This window comes from Streptomyces sp. NBC_00466 (genome assembly GCF_041433995.1).
GTDB lineage: Bacteria > Actinomycetota > Actinomycetes > Streptomycetales > Streptomycetaceae > Streptomyces.
Genome location: NZ_CP107896.1, coordinates 2,812,406 through 2,833,786 on the forward strand (window position 1 = coordinate 2,812,406; position 21,381 = coordinate 2,833,786).

Below are 21,381 nucleotides of genomic sequence, written 5' to 3' on the forward strand. Positions count from 1 at the left end.
CCATGGTGCGGTCAGCAGCGACGCCAAGTCTACACAGTTTCCGGGGGTGCTCCTGACAGCCCCCGGAAGGGCCACTCCGTGCAGGTCAGGAGCACTCCTTGCCGTTCTTCGGCGGGGTGCCGTCCAGGAGGTACGTGTTGATCGCCGTGTCGATGCAGCTGCTGCCGCGGCCGTACGCGGTGTGGCCGTCGCCGTTGAAGGTGAGCAGCGTGCCGGAGTCGAGCTGGGCCGCCAGGGACTTCGCCCACTTGTACGGGGTCGCCGGGTCGCGGATCGTGCCGACCACCACGATCGGGGCCGCGCCCTTCGCCGTGATGCGGTGGGCAGTGCCGGTGGCGTGGAGCGGCCAGTACGAGCAGTTCAGGGCCGCCCAGGCGAAGCCCCTGCCGAAGACCGGGGACGCCTTCTCGAAGGACGGCAGGGCCTTGGTGACGGCTGCGGGGTTTTTGAAGGCGGGGGGCAGGTCCAGGCAGTTCACGGCGGCGTTGGCGAACATCAGGTTCGCGTACTTGCCCTTGCTGTCGCGCTCGTAGTACGAGTCGGACAGCGCGAGCAGGCCCGCGCCGTCGCCCGCCATCGCGTGGGTGAGCGCCGTGCGCAGCTGGGGCCAGGATGTCTGGTCGTACATGGCCGAGATCACGCCGGTCGTGGCGAGCGACTCCCCCAGTTTGCGGCTCTGGCCGGTGGGAACCGGCTTGGCGTCCAGGCGGGAGAAGAAGGCTTCCAGCCGGTGTGAGGCGTCGGCGATGGACGTGGTGCCGAGCGGGCAGTCCTTGTGCTTGATGCAGTCGGCTGCGAAGGACTTGAAGGCGGTCTGGAAGCCCGCGGTCTGGTCGCGGTTCATCTGCAGTGACGTCAGCGACGGGTCCATCGCACCGTCCAGGACCAGCCGGCCCACCCGCTTCGGGAAGAGTCCCGCGTACGTCGCGCCGAGGAAGGTGCCGTACGAGGCGCCCACGTAGTTCAGCTTCTTGTCCCCCAGGATTCCGCGCAGGATGTCCATGTCACGGGCGGCGTCGACCGTGGACACATGCGGAAGGATCTTGGCGGAGTGCTTCTCGCAGCCCTGCGCGAAGTCCTTGAGCGATGTGGTGAGCTTCTTGGTCTCCCCGGAGTTGTCCGGGGTCTGGTCGACCTCCGTGTAGGTGTCCATCTGCTTGCCCGTAAGACATTCGACGGGCTGGCTGCGGGCCACCCCGCGCGGGTCCATGGCCACCATGTCGTAGCGGGCACGGACCGCCGCCGGGTAGCCGATTCCCGCGTACCCCTGGAGGTAGTCGATCGCTGAGCCTCCCGGCCCGCCCGGGTTGACCAGCAGGGAGCCGATCCGCTTTCCGGGGCCTGTGGCCTTCTTGCGGGAGACGGCAAGCTTGATGTCGCCGTCCGACGGCTTGGTGTAGTCGAGCGGCACCTTCATCGTGGAGCACTGGAATCCGGGGGCACCGCAGGAGCGCCACGTCAGTTTCTGGCTGTAGTACTTGCCGAGATCCACCGACGGTGCGGACGTCGTAGCCCCGGCCTGACCGGCGCCGGACGCCGAAGCGCCGGCCTGCGACGCGCTGGAGGCCGAGCCCCCCGACGAGCAGCCCGAAACAAGCAGACCGGCCATGGCCAGCGCGGTGACCGGAGTGGAGAGCAGACGCCTGAAGTCCATTCCCGGAGCGTAGTCCGGCCCCGGCGGAAGCCCCTCTTTTCCGGCCCGTACGAGTGAGCCGTCAATCCACGCAGACCGTTCCCGCCGGGTCAGCCCGCGCGCAGTGACACCGCCATCGCCTCGACCGCCAGCAGCGGTGCCACGTTCCGGTCGAGTGCCTGACGGCAGGCGGTGATCGCCTCGATACGGCGCAGGGTGCTCTCCGGGCTGGAGCTCAGCGCGATCCGGTCCAGCGAGTCCCTGACGTCCTCATTGGCGATGGCCACCTTGGAGCGCAGCTGGAGCGCCAGCACGTCCCGGTAGAAGCCGGTCAGATCGGTCAGCGCGAGGTCGAGGGTGTCGCGCTGGGTACGGGTCGAGCGGCGCTTCTGCCGGTCGGCCAGCTCCTTCATCGCCCCTGCCGTGCCCCGGGGCATCCGCCCGCCGGCCGACGCACCGAGCGCCGCCTTCAGGTCCTCGGTCTCCTTGGTGTCCGTCCCCTCCGCGACCTCCTTGGCGTCCTCGGTCGCGGCGTCGATCAGCTCCTGCGCCGACTTCAGGCAGCCGCCGATCTCCTCGACGCGCAGCGGCATCCTGAGCACGGCGGCGCGCCGGGCCCGGGCGCGCTCGTCGGTGGCGAGACGGCGGGCCCTGCCGATGTGGCCCTGCGTCGCACGGGCCGCGTCCATGGCCGCCTGTGGCTCGATGCCGTCCCGTCTGACCAGGATGTCGGCCACCGCCTCCACGGGCGGTGTGCGGAGGGTGAGATTGCGGCAGCGCGAGCGGATGGTCGGCAGCACGTCCTCCAGGGACGGCGCGCAGAGCAACCACACGGTACGGGGAGCGGGCTCCTCGACGGCCTTCAGCAGTACGTTCCCCGCGCCCTCGGTAAGGCGGTCCGCGTCCTCCATGACGATGACCTGCCAGCGGCCGACCGCCGGCGAGAGCTGAGCTCGGCGGACGAGCTCGCGGGTCTCCTTCACGCCGATCGAGAGCTGGTCCGTACGGACGACCTCGACATCCGCATGCGTACCGACGAGGGCGGTGTGGCAGCCCTCACAGAAACCGCAGCCAGGGACTCCACCGAGCGCGCGGTCCGGGCTGACGCACTGGAGGGCCGCCGCGAAGGCACGGGCCGCGGTGGACCGGCCGGATCCGGGCGGGCCCGTGAACAGCCAGGCGTGCGTCATGGCCGACTTCGGCATGCCGTCGGTGGAGGTGCGCTCAGTGTGGGCGGTGACGAGCGCGTCGGCGTCACGGGCGGCGGCGGCGAGCTGCGTCTGGACGCGGTCCTGGCCGACGAGGTCGTCCCATACGGGCATGCGGTCGCCCCCCTCTTTTCTTGCTCTTCTTGCTCTTCTTGTCTTGCTCTTCTTGCTCTTCTTACCGGTCCTTCTGGGCCGGCTTCCGCGCCGTGGCGCTGCGCGATTCCTGCCGTGCTGCGGTGCGGTTTCCATTGTGGCGCAGGGGTCTGACAGCACGGTCCTGTCCCGTGGGCCTCCGGCCTCCCGGCGGCGGCCGACAACAGCACCGCGGGCCCGGAGGACAGTGGTGTCCTCCGGGCCCGCGGGGGTGAGTCAGCTGCGGCCCTTGCCCCGGCCTCTGCCCCTGTTGTCGTAGTCCTCGTTCTCATGGTCCGAGCCCAGCAGCTCGTCCGCCAGCGAGGGCAGGTCGTCCAGCGGAGTCTCCTCCGCCCAGTCCGAGCGGCGGCGCGGGCGGTCCGGATCGATCTGCGGCAGCTCGCGGGTGCGCTCGTTCGCGTTCTCGGGCGGTGTCCGGTGCGACTGCGTGGGGTGCTCGTCCCGGAAGTACCCGGGCGGCACCCGGTCCGCGGGGGTGGCGCCGTGCAGGTCCGCCTGCGGCAGAACCGTCGTCTCCTCCGAGTCCCCGGTGGAACCCGCGGCCCCGGAACCGGAACCCGTACCGGCCCCGTCCGACGGCCTCGCGGCCCACGAAGGACCGGCGGACCGAGCGGACCGCCCGGAGCCATCCGACTGCCCGGAGCCATCCGACCGCCCGGAACCCTCCGACTGCGAAGGCCGAGAGGACTGCTCAGCGCGCGAAGAGCCCGAGCTGCCGGAAGAACCAGATGTACCGGACGTACCGGACGTACGGGATGAACCAGACGTGCCAGAGGCGCCAGACGTCCCGGACTCCCCCGGCGTCTCCGCGATCTTCGGCATGACCGTCGTCTCGTCCGATTCGGACGACGGCGGCTGCGTGGGCCGCACCTCGACCGGCTGGGTCACCTCGTTGGCGCCCACCACCCGTGTCTCGACGGTCGTCTCGTTGTCGGCCGAAGCCGCCGCCGCCTTTGCCGCCTCGGCGGCCTCCGCCTCGGCCTGCCTGCGGGCCTCCTCGGCCCGGAGCAGCGCCTGCTCGGCCTTGCGCTGCTTCTCCTTGCGGCGCTCCTCGGCCTCCGCGCGGAGCCGCGCCTCTTCTTCCTTCTGCTTGCGGAGCCGCTCCTGCTCCTGCTCCCGCGCCTGCTCCTCGGCCTCGCGGCGAGCCCGCTCCTCCTCGGCGAGCCGCCTGGCCTCCTCGGCCTGACGGCGCGCTTCCTCGGCCTGGCGCTCCTCCTCGCGCCGCCGCGCCTCTTCGAGTTCGCGGCGCTTGCGCTCCTCCTCCTCGGCCCGGAGCTTCGCGAGCTGCGCCTGGCGCTCGCGCTCCAGCCGCTCCTCCTCCGCCTTGCGGGCCGCTTCCTCCTCGGCCTTCCTGCGGGCCTCTTCCTCAGCAGCCTTCCGCGCCTCCGCCTGGGCCTTGATCTCGGCCTCGGAGAGCGGGAGCAACTGGTCGAGACGGTGGCGTACGACCGTGGTGATCGCTTCCGGTTCCTGCGCCCCGTCCACCACCAGATAGCGGCCGGGGTCCGCGGCGGCGAGCGTCAGGAACCCGGCCCGTACCCGCTGGTGGAACTCCGCGGGCTCCGACTCCAGCCGGTCGGGCGCCTCCGTGAAGCGCTCACGCGCGGCCTCCGGCGAGACGTCGAGCAGCACCGTCAGATGCGGTACGAGGCCGCCGGTCGCCCAGCGGTTGATACGGCCGATCTCGGTCGGCGCCAGTTCACGGCCCGCGCCCTGATAGGCCACCGACGAGTCGATGTAGCGGTCGGAGATGACGATCGCTCCGCGCTCCAGGGCGGGCAGGACGACCGAGTCGACGTGCTCGGCGCGGTCGGCCGCGTACAGCAGCGCCTCCGCGCGGTTGGAGAGACCGGCCGACGCGACGTCCAGCAGGATGGAACGCAGCCGCTTGCCGACCGGCGTCGCACCCGGTTCGCGGGTGACGACGACCTCGTGGCCCTTGGCGCGGATCCACTCGGCGAGCGCCTCGACCTGGGTGGACTTGCCGGCCCCGTCGCCGCCTTCCAGGGCGAGGAAGAAGCCGGTCGCCGCGGGGGCCTGGACCGGGTCGGCGCCGCCGCGCAGCGCGTCGCGCAGATCGTGGCGCAGCGGTACGCCCGTACGGTCGTCCGCCTTGACCAGGACGAGCGCGGCCACCGGCAGCAGCAGCGCACCGACCAGCATCAGGGTGAAGGCGGCACCGCCGTGGGCGAAGACGAAACTGCCGTTGCCGAGGTGGTGCGGACCGATCAGGGCCGCGACCAGCGGGGCGACGATCGCGCCCAGCGCGACAGCGACCCGTACGACCGCCTGGAGGTGCTCGGTGGTCCGGGTCCGCCTGCTGTCCTCGGTCTCCTGGTCGATCAGCGTGTGCGCGGTGTTCGCCGCGACACCGGCCGACCAGCCGGCGAGTGCGGCGATCAGGACGACGGTCGCGGTGTCCGGGACCAGGCCCATCACCAGCAGCGCCGCACCGGTCAGCATGATCGCCAGGGCGAGCAGCCTGCGGCGGGAGAGACCCGGGAGGGTCTTGGGGGCCGTACGGATACCGGCGGCCGTGCCCCCGGTCAGGACCAGGACGAGCAGCGCGAAGGCGAGCGGGCCGCCGTCCAGGTCGGTCGCGTCCAGTACGGCGACGGCAACGGCGGAAGCGATGGCTCCGGCGACCGCGGCGGCCGCCAGGACGAGCAGCGGGACAGTGCCCGTGCGGCCCTTGTCGGGGCCGTTGGCACCCGCCGGACGGCGCAGCCCCTCCAGCGGGGAACGGGCGCGCGGCGTCTGGCCGTCGGGCAGTTCGAGGAAGTACAGCGTCGAAACGGACGCGGCGAAGAGGCCGGCCGCGGCATAGGAGCCGAGCGCTGCCTGGTGCAGTGAGAACCAGTCGATGCCCGAGCCCAGCAGCTTGCTGATCAGCGTGACGACCAGCAGTGCGGCGGCGGCCACCGGAATGGCGAGGAAGGCTGTGCGCAGCGAGAGCCTGCGCAGCGCTTCGAGGTGGTCGGGCAGGCCCCGCACCGCGACGCTCTCGGGCGGCGGCTTCGGCAGCAGCGCGGGCGCGGTGCTCTCCTTGGCGACCGACCAGAAACGTTCGGCGACGCCCGCCACGAAGACCGTGGCCAGGAGCGCCGCAGGCGCGTTGGCCGGGGTCCAGTTGACCCACAGCGGGGCGATGATCAGCAGCGCGACCCGCAGGCCGTCCGCGCCGATCATGGTCCAGCGCCGGTCGAGTGGCCCGTTCGGCGCGGTCAGCGCGGCCACCGGGCCGAGCAGTACGGCGCCGAAGAGCAAGGTGGCAAGGGCCCGCGCGCCGAATACGGCGGCTACGGCGAAGGCGGCACCGCGGTACCCGCCCCCGAAGGATTCTTGCGAGACCGCCGCCTGCAACGAAAGAAGCAGCAGCACGAGAAGGGCGAGGGCATCGCCGATATTGCCGACGAGCTGGGCGCTCCACAACCGCCGGAGCGGGGGGATGCGCAACAGGGCTCGGACGGCGCGCTCGCGTGAGTCTGCGGCTAGTTCGTCGGAGGTAGGGCTCACGACCGTTGGCTGCTCGGCTCGCGTCATCCGACCAGCCTATCCGGAAGGGTCAAATCGCTGCCGGGCCCCCCGAACATTTGGACGGCCGGTACGCCGCGCCCATCCCGCACGCGCCGTACCGGCCATTCGATTCACCGGGCTCCCGCCCACCCGGACCGCGACGATCCCGGACTCCGGTGCACAGCACACCGGTTCACCGCATCACGTGGTTCACCAGCTCCGGCTATTCGTTCCTACTCGTCGCCGGAGGCCGTGGCGCCCGACTTCCGCGTGGCCTTCTTGGCAGGCGCCTTCTTGGCCGGAGCCTTCTTCGCCGCCGTAGTGGTCTTCTTCGCGGCGGTCTTCTTCGCGGCCGTGGTGGTCTTCTTGGCCGCCGTCTTCTTCGCCGCCGTCTTCTTCGCCGGAGCCTTCTTGGCCGTCTTCTTCTTCGCCGGGCCCTTGGCACGCTTCTCGGCGAGCAGTTCGTAACCGCGCTCGGGAGTGATGTCCTCGACGCTGTCGTCGGTCCGCAGCGTCGCGTTCGTCTCGCCGTCCGTGACGTACGCGCCGAACCGGCCGTCCTTCACGACGACAGGACGCTCGCTGACCGGGTCCGTGCCCAGCTCCTTGAGCGGCGGCTTGGCCGCGGCGCGCCCGCGCTGCTTGGGCTGGGCGTAGATCGCCAGCGCCTCGTCGAGCGTGATGTTGAAGAGCTGGTCCTCGGTCTCCAGGGAGCGCGAGTCGGTGCCCTTCTTGAGGTACGGGCCGTACCGTCCGTTCTGCGCGGTGATCTCGACGCCCTCGGCGTCCGTGCCGACCACCCGGGGCAGCGACATCAGCTTGAGCGCTTCGGCCAGCGTGACCGTGTCGAGGGACATCGACTTGAAGAGCGAGGCGGTCCGCGGCTTCACCGCGTTCTTGCCGGTCTTCGGGGTGCCCTCGGGGAGGATCTCCGTGACATACGGGCCGTACCGGCCGTCCTTCGCCACGATCTGGTGGCCCGACTCGGGGTCGGCCCCCAGCTCGAAGTCGCCGCTCGGCTTGGCGAGCAGCTCCTCGGCGTACTCGACGGTCAGCTCGTCGGGCGCCATGTCGTCGGGGACGTCGGCGCGCTGGTGGTTCTCGGAGTCCTTCTCACCGCGCTCGATGTACGGGCCGTACCGGCCGACCCGCAGCACGATGCCCTCGCCCACCGGGAAGGACGAGATCTCCCGGGCGTCGATGGCCCCCAGGTCGGTGACGAGCTCCTTCAGACCGCCGAGGTGGTCGCCGTCGCCGTTCCCGGCGGAGGCCGCCGGGCCGGTGCCCGCGTCGCCCTCACCGAAGTAGAACCGCTTCAACCACGGCACGGACTTGGACTCACCCCGCGCGATGCCGTCGAGGTCGTCCTCCATCCGTGCGGTGAAGTCGTAGTCGACGAGCCGCCCGAAGTGCTTCTCCAGCAGGTTGACCACGGCAAAGGAGAGGAAGGAGGGCACCAGCGCGGTGCCCTTCTTGAAGACGTAGCCGCGGTCGAGGATCGTGCCGATGATCGACGCGTAGGTCGAGGGACGGCCGATCTCGCGCTCTTCCAGCTCCTTGACCAGCGACGCCTCGGTGTAGCGGGCCGGCGGCTTGGTGGAGTGGCCGTCGACGGTCATCTCCTGGGCGGAGAGCGCGTCGCCCTCGGCGACCTGCGGCAGCCTGCGCTCGCGGTCGTCCAGCTCGGCGTTCGGGTCGTCGGCGCCTTCGACGTACGCCTTCATGAAGCCGTGGAAGGTGATCGTCTTGCCGGAGGCGGAGAACTCGGCGACCCGGCCGTCGGACGAGGTGCCCGCGATCTTCACGGTGACGGAGTTGCCGACCGCGTCCTTCATCTGAGAGGCGACGGTCCGCTTCCAGATCAGCTCGTACAGCCGGAACTGGTCACCGGAGAGACCGGTCTCGGCAGGTGTACGGAACCGGTCGCCCGAGGGACGGATCGCCTCGTGCGCCTCCTGCGCGTTCTTGACCTTCCCGGCGTACGTGCGCGGCTTGTCCGGCAGATAGTCGCTGCCGTACAACTGCGTGACCTGGGCACGGGCCGCGCCGATCGCGGTGTCCGAGAGAGTCGTGGAGTCCGTACGCATATAGGTGATGAAGCCGTTCTCATACAGCTTCTGGGCCACCTGCATGGTCGACTTCGCACCGAAGCCCAGCTTGCGGCTGGCCTCCTGCTGCAGGGTCGTCGTACGGAACGGGGCGTACGGCGAGCGACGGTACGGCTTGGACTCGACCGAGCGCACGGCGAAGGCCGAGTCGGCCAGCGCGGCGGCGAGCGCGCGGGCATTGGCCTCGTCGAGGTGCAGGACGTCGCTCTTGAGCTGTCCCGTGGAGTTGAAGTCACGGCCCTGGGCGACCCGGCGGCCGTCCACCGAGTTCAGCCGGGCGACGAGGGTCGACGGGTCGGAGGCGTCGCCCTGGCGGCCGGTGGAGAACGTACCGGTGAGGTCCCAGTACTCAGCAGAACGAAAAGCGATGCGCTCGCGTTCCCGCTCGACCACGAGCCGGGTGGCGACGGACTGCACACGGCCGGCCGAGAGGCGCGGCATGACCTTCTTCCACAGGACCGGGGAGACCTCGTAGCCGTACAGACGGTCGAGGATCCGGCGGGTTTCCTGGGCGTCGACCATGCGCTTGTTGAGCTCGCGCGGGTTGGCGACGGCGGCCCTGATCGCTTCCTTGGTGATCTCGTGGAAGACCATCCGGTGGACCGGGACCTTGGGCTTCAGGACCTCCTGGAGGTGCCACGCGATGGCTTCGCCCTCGCGGTCCTCATCGGTGGCGAGGAAGAGTTCGTCGGACTCCGCGAGGAGATCCTTGAGCTTCCTGACCTGCGCCTTCTTGTCGGCGTTGACGACATAGATGGGCTGGAAGTCGTTGTCGACGTCCACCCCGAGGCGGCGCACCTCGCCGGTGTACTTGTCGGGTACCTCAGCGGCACCGTTCGGCAGGTCGCGGATGTGCCCGACGCTCGCCTCGACGACATAACCCGGGCCGAGGTAGCCCTTGATCGTCTTCGCCTTGGCGGGCGACTCGACAATGACGAGTCGGCGGCCGCCGTGTGCGGTCTCGCTGGTCGGGGACAACGTGGCTCTTCTCTCCGGTCGGCACTCGGTGGTCATGCTCGCTGCGGAGTGTGACGGTACATCCCGTCCCCGTGTTAAACGGCAAAAGCCCGCAACGGCCACTGGAACGGTAACCCGACTACCGCCATTTCTGCCGCCCGGATCGGCCCACTGCCCCACCCGGGACTTCGCTCACACCCCTCCGGGACGCCCATGCGCAGCTCCCGCCGACGCCTCGGCGGGTGGGCTGATGAGTGCGTCCATGCGCCGGTACGACCGATTCCGGAACCTGTACCGGATCCCGTGTCGGAGGCGGTACCCGACCCCGTACCGGAGGTGCTGCGGGGAGCTGCGGGAAGGCCGTTTAGGCCGCAGCCTCCGAGGCGCGTCAGAGGCGGGTGAAGCACCACACGCCCAGGGCGACGGAAGCCACACCGAACGCCACCGCCAGGGTGAGGGCCCGCGTGGGATTCACCCCCGCTGCCACCGGCGCACCACGGCGGGTCCGCGCCCCGGTCCACAGCAGCAGCGCGCCCCCGAACAGTGCGAATGCCGTTCCGGCGAAGACCGCGGGCGCGCTCTCCATGTCCGTACCATCCCGTCCCCCGAGTTCCAGGACGGTGAGGCTGGCACCCCGGGACGACACCGGCGCGAACGACGGGTGAACGGTGGGCGCGAACGCGTGGGCGCGAACGCGTGGGAGAGGTGAGCCCGGACGGGTGGGGATCAGTGGGACCCGGCGGGGATCGGGCGCACGTCAGACCGACGCGGGCGGGCCCACCGGATCGAGGAAGCCCTCCTCGACCAGCGTCCTGATGGACTGCGGGGTGCGGTCCCTGAGCACCACCGGGTCCTCGCCGAGCAACTGGGCGATGGCATCCAGGATCTGCCCGGCGGAGAGCGTCCCGTCACACACACCCGCGAAGCCCGCGCCCACCGTGTCGACCTTGGTTGCCCTGCGCATACCGCGGTTCTGCCGGAGAATCACATGCTCGGGATCCTCCGCGCCCGGCATGCCCACCTGCTCCTGCACGACCTCGGGCGCGAGTCTGAAGTGGCCGGCCAGCAGGGCGGCGTCGTCGTGGTCGCGCAGATAGTCCCGGCGCTCGAAGTGCGCCCGTACGGTCTCGCCGAGCGGCTGCTCGACCGGGTGCGGCCACTCCTCCACGAGGATCGACGGACGGTCGGATCCCGACTTGTACAGCGTGATCCAGCCGAAGCCGACGGCCTTGGTCCGGCGGGCGTCGAACTCGTCGAGCCACGCCTCGTACCGCTCGGCGTAGGCGTCCGGGTCCATACGGTGGTCGCCGCTGTCCCGCAGCCACAGCTCCGCGTACTGCGTGATGTCCTGCACCTCGCGCTGCACGATCCACGCGTCGCAGCCGCGCGGCACCCAGGAGCGCAGCCGGTCCTGCCACTCCTCGCCCTCCACGTGCTGCCAGTTGGCCAGGAACTGCGCGTATCCCCCGGCGTTCAGACGGGCACCCGCCTCCGAGACGAGCGAGCGGCAGAGGTCGTCCCCGCCCATCCCACCGTCCCGGTAGGTCAGCCTGGCTCCGGGCGAGATGACGAAGGGCGGGTTGGAGACGATCAGGTCGTACGTCTCGTCCGCCACCGGCTCGAAGAGCGAGCCCTCACGGAGATCCGCCGCGGGTGCCCCGGAGAGCGCGAGGGTGAGACGGGTGAAGGCGAGGGCCCGCGGGTTGAGGTCGGTTGCCGTCACACCCGTGGCGTGCTGCGCGGCGTGCAGCGCCTGGATACCGGATCCGGTACCGAGGTCGAGCGCTCGCCCGACTGGCGTACGAACGGTGATCCCGGCGAGCGTGGTGGACGCCCCGCCGACCCCCAGCACGACGCCTTCGTCATGGCTGCCGATGCCACCTGCGCCGCCGACCCCGCACCCCGGATCCGAGACGATGAACCAGTCCTGCCCCTCCGGGCCTCCGTACGGCCTGACGTCCACCGTCGCCCGCACTCCGCCGTCCGTACGCGCCACCCAGCCGCCGGCAACGCACTCCTCCAACGGCAGCGCGGCCGCCGCCTCCCCGGCGGGGACGGGCTGCTGGAGCAGGAAGAGCCGCACCAGCGTCTCCAGCGGGGTCCCGCCGCGCGTGGCACGCAGGGCGGGCACGGTCTCACTGCGGGCCAGCGCGGCGTACGCGGGTGCGCCGAGCAGGTCGAGCAGGCCGTCCGCGGTGAAGGCGGCGGCGAGCAGAGCCTCGCGGATCAGGGGCGAGTGGTCGGGCGTGGGAAGACTGGTCGTACTCACCCGCCCATTGTGGCTGCTCCCACTGACAACGCCCGCACCGAGCGCCCGCGGACACGCGAACAGCGGAAAACCGCCGATGGCAGGCGCCCGACAGCAGTCGGAGTTCCCGTCATCGGCGGTTGCCGGCCGATCCGTCAGTCCCCGCTGGGTTACGCCTTGGAGGGCGCGACGGTGGGGGACGGCGAGGACGTCGCGACCTTGCACGCGTCCTGGCTGAGCAGCGCCTTGCCCGTCTCGCCGGAGAAGAGCTTCTTGTACGCGGTCTCGTTGATCTTCTTCATGTTCTCGCCGACGCTCTTGAGGCCGTCGGAGAACTTCTGCTGGTCCTTGACGTTCAACGCGTCGACCTGCTTCTTCAGGTCGGCGTAAGCCTTCGAGTTGGCGTTCAGCTCGGTGATGGCGTTCTGCTGGATCTGCTTCCCGTTGTCGACGGGCGGCGGGCCGGCCTTCTTGAGGTCGGCGGCGATGGCCGCGTCGGCCGAGGACAGATCCTGGAACGCGGCCGAGTCGGCCTTCTGGATGTCCGCGGGCTTGCCGTCCGCCGCCACGGCGGTGATCTGCTGGTTGGCTTTGTTGATCTTCGTCAGCTGAGGCCCGATGTCGCCGCAGAGCGACTTGGCCCAGTCGTTCGTCTTGTTGCTGCTGCTGTCGCTGCAGCCCGACAACGCCAGTACCAGTACCGCACCGCCGGACAGTGCGGCAGCAAGCTTCTTGTTCACCGGATTGGTCCCTTCCAAGGCTCTCGGCCCCGGAACTTACACGCCAAGTGGGCGACATTCGCGTATCGTAAGACCGTTTTTTACCGCATTGAGGCCATTTGCACCAAGACGAATGGGAGAGACAAGGCTCACGGGGCGGAGCCGTGCGATGGCCATTGCGACGGTCCTACAACGGGAGGCGGACACGCCGTCAGCGCGACCTGTCCACCTCCCGTCTGATGGGGCATTACCGAACTGACCGACCTATGGCCTGTTCTTGGTGACCTGCCTACGACCTGCCCCGCGGCCTGCCTACGGACCGTCCTGGGCGACCACCGCCGGGCCCGCCATTTCGCCGGCCTCTTCCGCTCCGCCCCCGCCGTCCACGGAGATGCCTCGCCGCTTCGACACGTACACCGCGCCGACGATGACCAGGATGGCGACCGTCGCCACCACGGCACGCACCGGAGCGCTGGCGTGGTCGCCGTAGCTGAACTTCACCACCGCGGGCGCGATCAGCAGCGCCACCAGGTTCATCACCTTGAGCAGCGGGTTGATCGCCGGGCCCGCCGTGTCCTTGAACGGGTCGCCGACCGTGTCGCCGATGACGGTCGCCGCGTGGGCGTCACTGCCCTTGCCGCCGTGGTGGCCGTCCTCGACGAGCTTCTTCGCGTTGTCCCACGCGCCACCGGAGTTGGCGAGGAACACGGCCATCAGGGTGCCGGCCCCGATCGCACCCGCCAGGAACGAGCCGAGTGCCCCCACCCCGAGGGTGAAACCGACCGCGATGGGTGCCATCACCGCGAGCAGACCCGGCGTGGTCAGCTCGCGCAGGGCGTCCTTGGTACAGATGTCGACCACCCGGCCGTACTCGGGCTTCTCGGTGTAGCCCATGATCCCGGGATGCTCGCGGAACTGCCGCCTGACCTCGTAGACCACGGATCCGGCCGACCGCGAGACCGCGTTGACGGCCAGCCCGGAGAAGAGGAAGACGACCGCGGCGCCGAACATCAGGCCCACCAGATTGTTGGGCTGGGAGATGTCCATGCTCAGGCCGAGTTCGCCCGCCTTGGCGTGTACGTCGTCGACCGCGGTGGCAAGGGCGTCACGGTACGAACCGAAGAGCGCCGAGGCCGCGAGCACCGCCGTCGCGATGGCGATGCCCTTCGTGATGGCCTTGGTGGTGTTGCCTACCGCGTCCAGGTCGGTGAGCACCTGGGCGCCCGCGCCCTCGACATCGCCGGACATCTCCGCGATGCCCTGCGCGTTGTCGGAGACCGGGCCGAAGGTGTCCATGGCGACGATGACACCGACGGTGGTGAGCAGCCCGGTGCCGGCCAGGGCCACCGCGAAGAGGGCGAGCATGATCGACGTACCGCCGAGCAGGAACGCGCCGTACACACCGAGCCCGATGAGCAGCGCGGTGTAGACGGCGGATTCGAGCCCGATGGCGACACCGGCGAGCACCACCGTCGCGGCGCCGGTGAGCGAGGACTTGCCGATGTCCCGGACCGGACGGCGGCTGGTCTCGGTGAAGTACCCGGTCAGCTGCTGGATGAGGGCGGCCAGGACGATACCGATGGCGACAGCCACCAGGGCGAGCATCCTCGGGTCACCGCTGTGCGCCCGGATCGTCGCGTCGGTGACACCGTCCAGGTCACCGTACGAACCGGGCAGATAGCTGTAGACCGCCACGGCCACCAGGACCAGGGAGATCACCGCGGAGATGAAGAATCCGCGGTTGATGGCGGACATCCCGCTGCGGTCGGAGCGCCGCGGGGCGACCGCGAAGATGCCGATCATCGCCGTGACCACGCCGATCGCCGGAACGATCAGGGGGAAGGCGAGCCCGAAGTTCCCGAAGGCGGCCTTGCCGAGGATGAGGGCCGCGACGAGCGTGACGGCGTAGGACTCGAAGAGGTCGGCGGCCATGCCCGCGCAGTCGCCGACGTTGTCACCCACATTGTCCGCGATGGTCGCGGCGTTCCGCGGGTCGTCCTCCGGGATGCCCTGCTCCACCTTGCCGACCAGGTCGGCGCCGACATCGGCGGCCTTGGTGAAGATGCCGCCGCCGACCCTCATGAACATGGCGATCAGCGCGGCACCCAGTCCGAAGCCCTCAAGCACCTTGGGCGCGTTGGCCGCGTAGACGAGGACGACACAGGAAGCACCGAGCAGACCGAGGCCCACCGTGAACATGCCGACCACGCCGCCCGTACGGAAAGCGATCTTCATTGCTTTGTGCGAGACAGCGGTGAGATCCTTTTCCGGCTCACCTTCCCCAGGAGTTGCTTCACGGGCTGCTGCCGCCACGCGCACATTCGCTCTTACGGCGAGCCGCATACCGATGTATCCGGTGACTGCCGAGAAAAGAGCGCCGACCAGGAAGAAGGCTGAACGCCCCGCGCGCTGGGACCAGTCGTCGGCCGGCAGCAGGAAGAGCAGGAAGAACACGACGACGGCGAAGATGCCGAGTGTGCGCAACTGCCTGCCCAGATAGGCATTCGCGCCTTCCTGCACGGCTGCCGCGATCTGTTTCATGGATTCGGTGCCCTCGCCGGCGGCCAGCACCTGACGTACCAGCAGCTGGGCGACGAGCAGGGCCGCCAGCGCCACCACGGCGATGACGATCACGATGATCCGGTTGCCGTCGGTGAGTGCCGCGGCTGCGAGGGATATGGAGTGTTCGGACTGCTGTGGGTTGAGGAGCCCCGCCATTCGTCCTCCTTGACGCTCAGAGCTCAAGATGTGGACGGATTGTAGGGAGCGGATCCTGATCAAAACAGTGCGTGGTAAACGGAATTGAACCTTGCCTGAATAAACCTGCCCGGGGACGCAAAGGGAAAGTAATGGGGCAGAGGCATTCAATGGGACGCATGCTACGGCCCGCAATACGACTCAAGGATCAAGAAAAGCAAAAAGGCCCTGCTCAGCAGGGCCGATAAAAAGGATCAGAGATCCGAACGGAGAAGTCAGCAGCCAGGATCCCGGTCAGGGTTCAGGGCGAGTTCCTGACCGGAGCAGAATCCCGGTCAGTTCAGGGCAGGACCCCGATCGGGGCAAGACCCCCAGGGCAGGAGGCCGGTCAGGGCAGGATCCGGGTCAGGGCTGCGCCGTTGCCGATGTCGTCGGCCACGTCATGCGGATGACTCCCCCGTACTCGCCGGAGGTGACCTCCACATCGTCGACGAGACCGCTGATGACCGCGAGGCCCATCTCGTCCTCGCCGTCCGCGGACGCGTCAACGGACGGCTCGGCGCCCCCCACGGCCGGAGCGTCGTGCGCCCCGGAACCCGCGGAGGCCGCGCCGCCCGTAGTGGGCACCTCGTCCCCGACCTCGATGGAGAAGGACTTCTCCTCCTCGATCAGTACGACACGGACGGGGGCCGCGATGCCGTTGCCGCGGTGGAGACCTACCGCACGGGAACACGCCTCGCCGACCGCGAGTCTCACTTCGTCCAGCACAGCCTCATCGACCCCGGCCCGGCGTGCTACGGCGGCCGCCACCAGGCGAGCCGTCCTCACATGTTCGGGCTGGGCGCTGAAACGGAGTTCAACGGTGGCCATGCGATCCCCCTCAGACGTACGGGCGTGCTTCTCGGGGGGACCGGGCTGGGAGCCCGGTACCCCTGCGTTCTTCCTCCGGAGCCGTCAGTCGGTTGCCGCGACAGCTTCATCGACCGTGGTGTGGATCGGGAACACCTTGGTCAGACCGGTGATACGGAAGATCTTGAGAATGCGCTCCTGGTTGCAGACCAGGCGCAGCGAGCCCTCATGGGCACGCACGCGCTTCAGGCCGCCTACGAGCACGCCGAGTCCGGTGGAGTCGAGGAAGTCCACGCCCTCCATGTCGACGACCAGGTGGTAACTGCCGTCGTTCACCAACTCGACCAACTGCTCGCGCAGCTTGGGCGCGGTATATACATCAATCTCGCCACCGACCTCGACGACCGTACGGTCGCCACCAGGCCCGGACACATTGCGAGTCGACAGGGACAGGTCCACGGATCCTCCAGCACCTTGCTATCGAGCGGCCGCCCACGTGGTCTCCCCGGCGGAGCCAGGGAACGGATCGCCAGCCGCGATGGCATTCAATCACTTACCAGCAGGCGTGCACGACGCCTTGAGCCCATTGTCCGTCATGCCAGTGACACACTCGGTACCGATGGCCAAGAATCACCGCACCGGGCGACCCCCCGGGGACACGGGTGCACGACCCGGTCCACGGCAGATACTCGAACGTCTCTCCGCAGGGCAGAGTCGGGCTTCGCGCATCACTCATACGGAGCACCTGCCCCCGCGTGCGGGGCGCCATGCCGTCTGGCCCGATCGCATCCGACCTGAAGTGATTGCCGCCATTCGGGCACGCGGCATCGAACATCCATGGGCCCATCAGGCCACAGCTGCCGAGCACGCGCTCGACGGCGAGTCTGTGATCATCGCCACGGGCACCGCTTCGGGCAAGTCGCTCGCCTACCTCGCGCCGGTGCTCTCGGCTCTCCTCGACGGGTCGGAGGCGCCCAACGGACGGGGAGCCACTGCCCTCTACCTCGCTCCGACCAAGGCCCTGGCCGCCGACCAGCGACGCTCCTTCAGGGAGCTCGCCGAACCGCTCGGCCACGGCATCAGACCGGCCGTGTACGACGGGGACACACCCGTCGAAGAACGCGAATGGGTACGTCAGTTCGCCAACTACGTCCTCACCAACCCCGACATGCTGCACCGCGGGATCCTGCCCTCCCACCCGCGCTGGGCCTCCTTCCTGCGCGCTCTGCGGTACGTGGTCATCGACGAGTGCCACACCTATCGGGGCGTCTTCGGCTCTCATGTGGCCCAGGTGGTGCGCAGACTGCGCCGCCTCTGCGCCCGTTACGGCTCCGACCCGGTCTTCCTCCTCGCGTCCGCCACCGCGGCCGAGCCCGCCGTGACCGCGGGCCGCCTCACCGGCCTTCCCGTGCAGGAGGTGGCCGACGACGCCTCTCCCCGTGGCGAACTGGTCTTCGCCCTCTGGGAGCCACCGCTCACCGAACTCCACGGCGAGCAGGGCGCTCCCGTACGCCGTACCGCCACTGCCGAGACCGCCGACCTCCTCACCGATCTGACCGTGCAGGGTGTCCGCTCGGTCGCCTTCGTACGGTCCCGGCGCGGCGCGGAGCTCATCTCCGTCATCGCCCAGGAACGTCTCGCCGAGGTCGACCGCTCGCTGGTCTCCCGCGTCGCCGCCTACCGGGGCGGCTACCTCCCCGAGGAGCGGCGCGCCATCGAAGCCGCCCTGCACTCCGGCGAACTGCTCGGCCTCGCCGCCACCACCGCCCTGGAACTCGGCATCGACGTCTCGGGGCTGGACGCCGTCGTCATCGCCGGCTACCCCGGCACCCGGGCGTCCCTGTGGCAGCAGGCGGGCCGTGCCGGCCGCTCCGGTGGTGGCGCCCTCGCCGTACTGGTGGCCCGTGACGATCCGCTGGACACCTACCTGGTCCATCACCCCGAGGCCCTCTTCCAGCAGCCAGTGGAGTCCACCGTCCTGGACCCGGACAACCCGTACGTTCTCGCCCCCCATCTGTGCGCGGCCGCAGCGGAACTACCGCTGACCGCATCCGATCTGGAACTCTTCGGCCCGGCGGCCGCCGGGCTGATGCCACAGCTGGAGACCGCGAAACTGCTGCGCCGGCGGGGAAAGTCCTGGTACTGGACCCGGCGGGAGCGGGCAGCCGACCTCACCGACATCCGGGGCGAGGGCGGACGGCCCGTCCAGATCGTCGAGGCGGGCACAGGACGGCTGCTCGGCACGGTCGACGAGGCGTCCTCGCACACCACCGTCCACGACGGCGCCGTCCACCTCCACCAGGGACGCACCTATGTGGTGAAGCACCTGGATCTGGAGGATTCCGCCGCCCTGGTCGAGGAGGCCGGCCCGCCGTACTCGACCACTGCACGGGACACCACCGCCATCGCCGTCCTGGAGACCGACACCGAAATCCCCTGGGGCACCGGGCGGCTCTGCTACGGATCCGTCGAGGTCACCAATCAAGTCGTCTCCTTCCTGCGACGCAGGCTCATCACCGGGGAGGTGCTCGGCGAGACCAAGCTCGACCTGCCGCCCCGCACCCTGCGCACGCGAGCCGTGTGGTGGACGGTCACCGAGGACCAGCTCGATGCCGCCCGGATCAATCCGGAACAGCTGGCGGGCGCCCTGCACGCCGCCGAACATGCCTCCATCGGCATGCTGCCGCTCTTCGCAACCTGCGACCGCTGGGACATCGGAGGCGTCTCCATCCCGTTGCACCCGGACACCCTGCTGCCGACGGTCTTCGTGTACGACGGCCACCCCGGCGGGGCCGGCTTCGCCGAACGGGCCTTCCACACAGCCCGCGCGTGGCTCACCGCGACCCGGGAAGCCATCTCCTCCTGCGAGTGCGAAGCGGGCTGCCCCTCCTGCATCCAGTCCCCGAAATGCGGCAACGGCAACGACCCGCTCCACAAACGAGGCGCCGTACGCCTCCTCACGGAACTTCTCCGGGAAGCTCCTGCCAGCGATTCGCCCGACCGAGGGAGCCGTCCGGAGGCGGCGGAGGCAGGGGACCGCCCGGCGGCGGAGTCATAGGCGACGGAGGCGGCGGCCTGGGCGGCAGCGCCGGGCCGGGAAGGGCGGCGACCTGGCCCGCTCCGTCCGGTGGACCGGCCCGCGCTCTGACCCTCGGCGCATACGGCCCGAACCGCGCCTCGGCCGTCACATCGGCGATCTCACCCCTCACCGTGCACCGCACCACCCTGGCCCCCTGCGCCCCGGCCACCCTCACCGCCGCAGCGCACGCCGTGCCCTGCCCCTGCAGCGCCCGGTCCGCGGCTGCCAGGGCTGCCAGATCGGCGGCACCACCAGCACGGTGACGGGACGCCACGCTCTGGCCCATAGCGAGCAGGGCCGCGAAGACCACGCAGAGGGAGGTCATCGCCATGGCCACCCACACCGTCGCCGAGCCGCGGTCGTTCAGACGTCCCCTGAACCTCCTCATGTCCGCACCGCCGAGCCGTCGGGCCACGCCCGCGTTCGGCGGTTCGCCGTCCCGGCATGGCCGGGGTCCATCGGGCGGTTGGCGCTGCTGGGGCCGCCAAGGCCGTTGGCGTCGCTGGGGCCGCTCACCTCTCCCTCGTCGAGCGCCGCCGCTTCCGCGTTGAGTGTCAGCGCGAGGGAGCCGGGTCCCGGCGTCGGCGCCTCCACCCGGACCCGCCACAGCTCCCCCGCTCGGTCCACCGTGACGTGCGCGCCGCGCGGGGCAGCCGAACGTGCGGCGGCGAGCGCAGCCGCCCTTGGCTCCGACCTGGCAGCCGCCCGCGCACCGATCCGCGCCGCATCGACGCACTGGATCTGGGCGGCTGCTGCGGTCAGAGCCCAGACCAACGCCATCGTGAACAGCACCAGCGCCGGAATCACCATGGCAGCCTCGGCCGAAACGGACCCCCGGTCGGCCGGACCCTTCCCGGCCGGCCCGCTCACGACCGAGCCCCTACTGACCGGGTCCCTACTGACCGGCCTCTCACCCGTGTCAGAACTTCGCATGGAGCGCCTTCTCGACCACGGATTGCAGCGCCGCAGCAACAGGCCCACTGGTAACCACCTTGTAGAGCACCGCCGCGAAGGCGCACGCCGCGATGGTGCCCATCGCGTACTCGGACGTGGACATCCCCGCATCCCTGCCGGTCCCGAACCTCAGCAGTTGCCACCGGGCCCGCATCCACCTCCACGCTCCTGAACCACCCGGCTCACCGGACTCCCCCGGCCCGCCCGACCCGTTCAGCCCGCCCGACCCGTTCGCCAGATTCCGTTCGTTCACCATGCCAACCCCCGTGCCTTCCCATGCTGTTCACGCGGCCGGGACGGTCACTCACCCGGCTCGCACTCCGCTGTCACGTTTGCGCTACTCGGGCGATTCAGCCCATTGATCTGATTCAGCCGATTCGCTTCATTCCCGTCATTCCGTCTTGATCGAGTTGATTGAGTTGATCGAGTTGATCCAGCGTTTTCCCCCGCTCTCGGCTGAGTTCGTCAGCTCGCCTTCAGGAGGTGGCCCGCCAGGCTGATCACCACAGGCACCACCCCGACCGCCAGGAACGCGGGCAGGAAGCAGAGGCCAACCGGCCCGGTCATCAGAACGCCCGCCCGGCCTGCCCTGTCCTTGGCGGCTCTGGCCTGGCCGGCTCTGAGACCTGCCGCGAGCCGGGCCACCGAATCGGCGGCCGGGGCCCCGGTCGACGCGGCCCGCTCCAGGCAGCGGGCCAGGGCCGTAGCCCCCGGTAACGAACCGAACCGCCCCCAGGCCTCGGCGGGTTCACTGCCGAGTCGCAGTTCCGCCGCCACCCGGGCCAGGGCGTCACCGACCGGTCCGCCCAGCGACTCTCCGACCGCCTCGGCCGCCTCACGGGGTCCTGCGCCGGCCGCGATGCATGCCGCCAGGAGCTCGGCGGCGAGCGGCAGTTCATGCGCGGCGGACTTCGCCAGGGCCTCGCCGGCTCCGGATGACGAGCGGCTGCGCTGCCGGCGCCGCACCCCGTACCCGGCCACAAGGCCGAGCGCGCATCCGGCCCATCCACCCACCAGGACACAACCGGTGGCCACGGCGGCCAGCGGAGCGACCCACCGCACGGCCCACGCCCGGTACTCGGGGCGCCACGCCGCCCTCCCCGGTGCCAGGGCCAGCAGAGCGGCGGCCCGCTTGCGCGACAGCCGGTCGTGCCGCCGACCGGCCCAGGCAAGGCCCAGTCGGGCTGCTGCCGCCACGACGCACAGCACCGCCCCCAGCCTGTGGACAACCTCACCCGTCATGACGCCACCCCCTGCGGA

At 70.1% G+C, this 21,381-nt stretch carries 15 protein-coding genes; 1 reads left to right on the plus strand and 14 read right to left on the minus strand.

The features are described from left to right. Nucleotides 1-85: 85 nt before the first annotated feature. The 10 genes from OG210_RS12425 to OG210_RS12470 all read right to left on the minus strand — a co-directional run bounded on the left by OG210_RS12425 (nt 86) and on the right by OG210_RS12470 (nt 16,547). Nucleotides 86-1,654: an alpha/beta hydrolase gene (locus tag OG210_RS12425; RefSeq protein WP_328329595.1), complete on the minus strand. Its 1,569-nt coding sequence runs from the start codon at nt 1,652-1,654 to the stop codon at nt 86-88. 89 nt (nt 1,655-1,743) lie between these two features. Continuing rightward, a complete protein-coding gene (locus OG210_RS12430) occupies nt 1,744-2,955 on the minus strand; it encodes a DNA polymerase III subunit delta' (RefSeq protein ID WP_371536345.1) in 1,212 nt (403 codons plus the stop codon). Between the two features lie 255 nt (nt 2,956-3,210). Next, nucleotides 3,211-6,537 (minus strand): dTMP kinase, encoded by a 3,327-nt coding sequence (tmk, locus tag OG210_RS12435; RefSeq protein ID WP_328329591.1) that lies wholly within the window; start codon nt 6,535-6,537, stop codon nt 3,211-3,213. Nucleotides 6,538-6,743: 206 nt separating this feature from the next. Continuing rightward, nucleotides 6,744-9,596 carry a type I DNA topoisomerase gene (gene topA / locus OG210_RS12440; RefSeq protein WP_328329589.1) on the minus strand — a complete coding sequence of 951 codons (2,853 nt, stop codon included), beginning with the start codon at nt 9,594-9,596 and terminating at the stop codon, nt 6,744-6,746. A 367-nt stretch (nt 9,597-9,963) separates the two neighbouring features. Further along, entirely contained in the window at nt 9,964-10,161 is a 198-nt protein-coding gene (locus tag OG210_RS12445; RefSeq protein ID WP_328329587.1) for a hypothetical protein, read from the minus strand. Nucleotides 10,162-10,332: 171 nt separating this feature from the next. Beyond that, nucleotides 10,333-11,844, minus strand: coding sequence for a methyltransferase (locus OG210_RS12450; protein WP_371536349.1), 1,512 nt, complete (start codon nt 11,842-11,844; stop codon nt 10,333-10,335). 149 nt (nt 11,845-11,993) lie between these two features. Continuing rightward, entirely contained in the window at nt 11,994-12,563 is a 570-nt protein-coding gene (locus OG210_RS12455) for a small secreted protein (protein ID WP_371536352.1), read from the minus strand. Between the two features lie 291 nt (nt 12,564-12,854). Beyond that, entirely contained in the window at nt 12,855-15,260 is a 2,406-nt protein-coding gene (locus OG210_RS12460) for a sodium-translocating pyrophosphatase (protein WP_328329581.1), read from the minus strand. 384 nt (nt 15,261-15,644) lie between these two features. Beyond that, nucleotides 15,645-16,109 (minus strand): ATP-binding protein, encoded by a 465-nt coding sequence (locus tag OG210_RS12465; RefSeq protein ID WP_328329579.1) that lies wholly within the window; start codon nt 16,107-16,109, stop codon nt 15,645-15,647. An 84-nt stretch (nt 16,110-16,193) separates the two neighbouring features. After that, nucleotides 16,194-16,547, minus strand: coding sequence for an STAS domain-containing protein (locus tag OG210_RS12470; protein ID WP_003967428.1), 354 nt, complete (start codon nt 16,545-16,547; stop codon nt 16,194-16,196). A 79-nt stretch (nt 16,548-16,626) separates the two neighbouring features. Here OG210_RS12470 and OG210_RS12475 point away from each other — a divergent pair, with 79 nt between their 5' ends. Then, complete coding sequence (locus OG210_RS12475) at nt 16,627-19,146, plus strand: DEAD/DEAH box helicase (RefSeq protein WP_328329577.1); 2,520 nt, start codon at nt 16,627-16,629, stop codon at nt 19,144-19,146. Here OG210_RS12475 and OG210_RS12480 read toward each other — a convergent pair. The 4 genes from OG210_RS12480 to OG210_RS12495 all read right to left on the minus strand — a co-directional run bounded on the left by OG210_RS12480 (nt 19,046) and on the right by OG210_RS12495 (nt 21,363). Beyond that, nucleotides 19,046-19,555: an Rv3654c family TadE-like protein gene (locus OG210_RS12480; RefSeq protein ID WP_328329575.1), complete on the minus strand. Its 510-nt coding sequence runs from the start codon at nt 19,553-19,555 to the stop codon at nt 19,046-19,048. The two genes, OG210_RS12475 and OG210_RS12480, sit on opposite strands and share 101 nt — an antisense overlap. Then, nucleotides 19,552-20,037: a TadE family type IV pilus minor pilin gene (locus OG210_RS12485; RefSeq protein ID WP_371536364.1), complete on the minus strand. Its 486-nt coding sequence runs from the start codon at nt 20,035-20,037 to the stop codon at nt 19,552-19,554. Before OG210_RS12485 ends, OG210_RS12480 begins: the two co-directional genes overlap by 4 nt. A gap of 49 nt (nt 20,038-20,086) precedes the next feature. Next, complete coding sequence (locus OG210_RS12490) at nt 20,087-20,275, minus strand: DUF4244 domain-containing protein (RefSeq protein ID WP_328329571.1); 189 nt, start codon at nt 20,273-20,275, stop codon at nt 20,087-20,089. Nucleotides 20,276-20,586: 311 nt separating this feature from the next. Then, on the minus strand, nt 20,587-21,363 hold the full coding sequence (locus OG210_RS12495) for a type II secretion system F family protein (protein WP_371536367.1): 777 nt from the start codon (nt 21,361-21,363) through the stop codon (nt 20,587-20,589). Nucleotides 21,364-21,381 lie beyond the last annotated feature (18 nt).

Excerpts from the sequence above, each read along its gene's own strand:
- OG210_RS12425 (WP_328329595.1), bottom strand. The coding sequence starts at position 1,654 with ATGGACTTCAGGCGTCTGCTCTCCACTCCGGTCACCGCGCTGGCCATG.
- OG210_RS12430 (WP_371536345.1), bottom strand. The coding sequence starts at position 2,955 with ATGCCCGTATGGGACGACCTCGTCGGCCAGGACCGCGTCCAGACGCAG.
- tmk (WP_328329591.1), bottom strand. The coding sequence starts at position 6,537 with ATGACGCGAGCCGAGCAGCCAACGGTCGTGAGCCCTACCTCCGACGAA.
- OG210_RS12445 (WP_328329587.1), bottom strand. The coding sequence starts at position 10,161 with ATGGAGAGCGCGCCCGCGGTCTTCGCCGGAACGGCATTCGCACTGTTC.
- OG210_RS12460 (WP_328329581.1), bottom strand. The coding sequence starts at position 15,260 with ATGGCGGGGCTCCTCAACCCACAGCAGTCCGAACACTCCATATCCCTC.
- OG210_RS12465 (WP_328329579.1), bottom strand. The coding sequence starts at position 16,109 with ATGGCCACCGTTGAACTCCGTTTCAGCGCCCAGCCCGAACATGTGAGG.
- OG210_RS12475 (WP_328329577.1), top strand. The coding sequence starts at position 16,627 with ATGGCATTCAATCACTTACCAGCAGGCGTGCACGACGCCTTGAGCCCA.
- OG210_RS12480 (WP_328329575.1), bottom strand. The coding sequence starts at position 19,555 with ATGAGGAGGTTCAGGGGACGTCTGAACGACCGCGGCTCGGCGACGGTG.
- OG210_RS12490 (WP_328329571.1), bottom strand. The coding sequence starts at position 20,275 with ATGCGGGCCCGGTGGCAACTGCTGAGGTTCGGGACCGGCAGGGATGCG.
- OG210_RS12495 (WP_371536367.1), bottom strand. The coding sequence starts at position 21,363 with ATGACGGGTGAGGTTGTCCACAGGCTGGGGGCGGTGCTGTGCGTCGTG.